Origin of the sequence: Sinomonas atrocyanea (genome assembly GCF_030812675.1) — a bacterium.
GTDB classification, from domain to species: domain Bacteria; phylum Actinomycetota; class Actinomycetes; order Actinomycetales; family Micrococcaceae; genus Sinomonas; species Sinomonas atrocyanea_B.
The window spans coordinates 1-1,507 of sequence record NZ_JAUSTE010000032.1; the positions used below are offsets into that span (position 1 = coordinate 1).

Here is a 1,507-nt window from a genome sequence, read left to right on the forward strand (position 1 = left end):
CTGATATGGAGTAGTCCGCTGTCAAGTGGGCATGGCGAGGCGCCGCCGGGAAGGTGATCCCGGCGGCGCCTCGTGGCTTCCTGGCTCCGTTTTCCGGTGAGCGTGTCGGAAGGCGACGCGCGGTCAGACTGATATGCGCGGGTTGGCTACCGCAGGACGGTGGTTCGGCTGGAGCCGGTCCGCGTGTCTAGGAGCGAACATGGGCCCGGGGGCCTGTTCATAGGTGTTTCGCGGGTGGCTCCACGCGCTGCCACCGGCATCCGGGGCTGGAGGAAGCGGTCTCAGAGGATGCTCAGTCCTCCATCACGGCCAGGGACCAGCACCAGCCGGCCAGCTCACGGGCGACGGCGACGTTCGCCACCGTAGGGCGCTTGCGCCGCTCGAGGAAGCCCACCCACCGGGCATGCAGGCGCTGGTTGCCCTCATCGCCCCGGACCCGTGCCGCGGCCGGGGCCAGCTCCCACCGGTCCCGCATCGTCTTGCCGACCGTGTAGCGGGGACGGTGGTGCCAGGCGGCCTCGACCAGGAGCCGGCGGACGTGGGAGTTGCCGGTCTTGGTGATCGGCCCCTGCGCCCGGGAGGCGCCCGAGGAATGCTCGGACGGGGTCAGGCCGACGAAGGAGCCGATCGTGGCCCCGGTGAACCGGTGCCAGTCCCCGATCTCCACCGCGAGGGCGAACCCGGTCAGGGTGCTCACCCCGCGCAGGCAGCCCAGCCGGTGCACGAGCGGGGCGAACTCGCTCCCTGCTGCGAGCTGCTCGATCGCGGCATCGAGCCGGTCGCGGCGGGCCCTGACCGTCAGCACCGCCTCGTAGTCCGAGTCGAACGCCATCCGGGTCACAGGGGACGGCAGCTGCGGAAGGGCCTCCCGGCGCAGCCACGCATCATGCGTCCCGGTCCAGGCGGCCCCGCCGTCATAGACAATCCCGTGGCGCAGCAGCAGCTTCGAGAGCCGGTGCCGGGCCCGCATCAGGTCCCCGCGGCAGTCCTCCCGCGCCCGCACCAGGTCCCGGGCGGCTTCCTGCTCCGCCGTCGGGACGGAGACAGGGGTGACCTCGTCCAGGCGCAGCAGCCTGGCCAGGTGGACCGCGTCCCTGGCATCGGTCTTCACCCGGTCCCCCGACGGGCGCTGCAGCTTCGAGGGGGCAGCGACCACACACCTGACTCCCTGTGAGGTCAAGGCCCTCGAGAGCCCGAACCCCGTCGGGCCGGCCTCGTAGACCACGGCGACCGGGCCGGGCAGCCCGGCGAGCCAAGCCGCGACGGCCTGCTCCGACGGGGCGAGCGTGGCCTGCACCAGCTCGCCGGTCACACCGTCGATCGCCGCCGCGGCAACCGAACGGGCGTGCACATCCAGCCCAACACTCGTACGCTCAATGAACACCGGGGCCTCCCCACGCATGTCGGATAGGCCGGGCAGGGACTTCTGTCCGGTAACCCACGAATCTGCGTGAGCGAGGCCCCGGCCCGCAACCACCCACTAAGGCGGCCACTCCATACCGTCTAG

General features: G+C 71.7%; 1 protein-coding gene. It reads right to left on the reverse strand.

What is annotated here, in order from left to right:
• Window positions 1-292 precede the first annotated feature (292 nt).
• A complete protein-coding gene (locus J2W20_RS19160) occupies window positions 293-1,384 on the reverse strand; it encodes an IS110 family transposase (protein ID WP_307008736.1) in 1,092 nt (363 codons plus the stop codon).
• Between the last annotated feature and the right edge of the window lie 123 nt (window positions 1,385-1,507).